This is a genomic window from Limnofasciculus baicalensis BBK-W-15 (assembly GCF_024178385.1).
Classification (GTDB): domain Bacteria; phylum Cyanobacteriota; class Cyanobacteriia; order Cyanobacteriales; family Coleofasciculaceae; genus Limnofasciculus; species Limnofasciculus baicalensis.
On record NZ_JAMZMM010000523.1, the window covers coordinates 1 to 3,099 of the forward strand.

The 3,099-nt window shown below is 41.2% G+C and carries 3 protein-coding genes; 2 read left to right on the forward strand and 1 reads right to left on the reverse strand.

What is annotated here, in order from left to right:
* Positions 1-139: 139 nt before the first annotated feature.
* On the forward strand, positions 140-847 hold the full coding sequence (gene rpe, locus NJ959_RS27625) for a ribulose-phosphate 3-epimerase (protein ID WP_254014972.1): 708 nt from the start codon (positions 140-142) through the stop codon (positions 845-847).
* A 287-nt stretch (positions 848-1,134) separates the two neighbouring features.
* On the forward strand, positions 1,135-2,214 hold the full coding sequence (locus NJ959_RS27630; protein WP_254014973.1) for an RNA ligase family protein: 1,080 nt from the start codon (positions 1,135-1,137) through the stop codon (positions 2,212-2,214).
* Between the two features lie 89 nt (positions 2,215-2,303).
* Here NJ959_RS27630 and NJ959_RS27635 read toward each other — a convergent pair whose 3' ends face one another.
* On the reverse strand, positions 2,304-2,798 hold the full coding sequence (locus NJ959_RS27635) for an ureidoglycolate lyase (RefSeq protein ID WP_254014974.1): 495 nt from the start codon (positions 2,796-2,798) through the stop codon (positions 2,304-2,306).
* Positions 2,799-3,099: the final 301 nt, after the last annotated feature.

A 3,099-nucleotide genomic window follows, 5' to 3' on the forward strand; every position in this document is an offset into this window, starting at 1 on the left:
CGCACGTTGGTTGTATGTTAGCTGTGTGTCTTTGATACTGATCCGTCGACTTCGTCGGACTCGTCAGAGTAGTACATCGGCAGGGTCAGATGTGTATAGTAGCCAGCCAAATAGAGGACCCAGGAGAGTATCGCCAGTTATGAACCAAACACGATCGCAAAAACCCATCGTTGTCGCCCCTTCCATATTATCAGCCGACTTCAGCCGATTGGGGGCAGACATTCAGGCAGTAGATGCTGCTGGTGCTGACTGGATTCATGTGGATGTAATGGATGGTCGCTTTGTCCCTAACATTACCATTGGTCCTCTGATTGTGGAAGCCATTCGCCCCGTCACCACCAAGCCATTGGATGTCCACCTGATGATTGTGGAACCCGAAAGGTATGTGGAAGGTTTTGCTAAGGCTGGAGCTGATATTATTTCAGTTCATGCCGAACATAATGCTTCCCCCCATTTACACCGTACTCTGTGTCAGATTAAGGAATTGGGCAAGCAAGCGGGTGTGGTGCTGAATCCTTCAACCCCCTTAGAGTTAATCGATTATGTATTAGAAGTCTGCGATTTGGTGCTAATTATGAGCGTCAATCCCGGCTTTGGTGGTCAAAGTTTTATCCCGGCTGTAGTGCCAAAAATCCGCAAATTACGTCAAATGTGCGATGAACGAGGACTCGATCCTTGGATTGAAGTTGATGGTGGATTGAAGGGTGCTAATACTTGGCAAGTATTAGAAGCAGGTGCTAATGCAATTGTTGCAGGTTCAGCAGTGTTTGGTGCAAAAGATTATGCAGAAGCTATTACCGGGATTCGCAATAGCAAACGTCCCCTACCGGAGTTAGCTACAGTTTAGTAAGCTGTTTAATAAATTTAGACCGATCTAAATTACCCCGAATACCCAGAAATATACACCCCCTAAATCCCCCTTAATAAGGGGGATTTAGATTTATCTTGTATTACCGTGGCAAGGCTAAAATCCGGCAATAGGAAATTAGCAAAAACCTCATTTTTGTGGACTATAGGCTAATTATCTAATAGACCATTTTAGTCGTCACTACAGATAGATTTTGGTCTGTTAGCTTGCGCACAACGCACTACAGATAGATTCTAAACGCTTGCTACAAATATTGCGTGTATTTTATGGAATTTATCCTTTCTGAAATCGCGGATTGGAGTTATGAGACTTATGAAAAAATACCGGATAACTTTAATAAATGGAATCTTACAGAATCAGACTATCGTAATTTAAATAAAACCGATTGGGTAGTAACAGAAAAAATTCACGGTGCTAATTTTGGTATTGTTACCAATGGTTTAATAGTTTGGTTTGCTAAACGAAAGGAGTTTTTGTCACCTGATGATAATTTCTTCGATTATCAATCTATTGCCCATAATTTAACGGCTCAAGCAAAGGAAATATTTCGGATTTATCAGACTCAACGGCAGGGGTTACAGAGAGTTTTTATCTATGGGGAATTGTTTGGTGGAGAATATCCTCATCCAGATGTACCTGCTATTCCTCACCTACAGGCTGTACAAACTGGTATCTATTATTCTCCGAAAATTGAATACTGCGCTTTTGACATTGCGGTTGAAGAGAAGGGAAAGTCTGTAAAACTAGTTTACCTGGATTACGATAATGCGATCGCACTTTTTCAGGAAGTTGGTACGATCTACGCTGTACCGTTATTTATGGGTAGATATCAAGATGCACTAACCTATAATATAGACTTTGATTCTACTATCCCAGCTTTATTAGGCTTACCGACATTACCCTTTCCCAATCCAGCCGAAGGGATTGTCATTAAACCTGTTAAATCAATCTACGTCGAGACTCCGAAAGGGAAAATCCGCCCTATCCTCAAGATCAAGATACCCAAGTTTGCTGAAGATAGCCGATTTCATCAAGCGACAAAATGGATTTCTCGAAACTCTACTACTCCGACTTCAACTCAAGATTTGACTATTGAGGAAGAATTAACTCAGGAAATGCTATCGCTGATTACAGAAACTCGGTTGAATAATGTTATCTCAAAATTCGGGAGAGTATCTGGGAGTGACAGGGAAAGCAAAGAGCAACTAGTGGAATTATTCGTTGGTGATGTTTTAGAAACATTTAATGAAGAGTGGGGGAGTATTTTTAGGGCTTTATCAGATGAGAGTCAGGAAGTTTTGATGGTGCGATTGACTCAGGAGTCGCAGAAATTGATTTGTGGGTAGTGGCGGGGGTGCGGTTTTTTTAACGCAGAGGTACTCAGAGGTGGTATAGAGGTACGCGGAGGGGTTGGAGGAAAAATGGACATTTTCTCTTAATCAACAAATTGGAATTCTATGTTTTGATTTGTGATAAAATTGTGGGTACAATGGTCTATTTGGTTGGTGTCGCTGAGTTCTAGATTGTAGAAGTCTACAGTTTCGTGGTCAAAATATGGTCCGGCGTGCCATGTGCCCATTTCTAATTTGATAAAACAATCGCCGGGTATGCGAAAAGCTGCGATTTTTTCTATTTCTGGTTGGTTATTTGGAGAAGGTGGTGCTACGGCGATTAACCAGTCTTTTCCTGCGAGGGAGCCTAAGCATTGGGTACATTGGAGGTGGCGAGTAATTTTATGGAATTTGCGACCTGGTTTTTCGAGTCGCATAATATAAAATCTGGGGATACCATTTTGGAGGTTTAGTTGAGCGTCTGTGCGATCGTACAGTTTACCATCTGGTGAAGGGGTAATTAATTCACCATAAGGCTGAAATAATTCTGGGGTAATCCATTTTACAGGAACTTGTTTGATTGAAATGCTTTGACTCATTTTGTTGTTGGTTGTTTGTTGGTTGTTTATTGTTGGTTGTTGGTTGTTTGTTGTTTATTGGAGTCTTCCCTACTTAGCGTACTAATTTTTGGCAGAAAATGTCCGAATCCCTTGTGGGACAATACTTGGGACTGATTATATGCCCAGCTAAATCGATGAGGGGCGATAAGAGAGATGAGAAAATATTAAAATGGGTCACAATAGTGTATGAAATTGACCAAAGGTCATTAGCCCTCCTTTGGATTATTAAACCATAATCGCTGAAACGACGCAATACCGTCAAGTATTGAGAATTAATCTT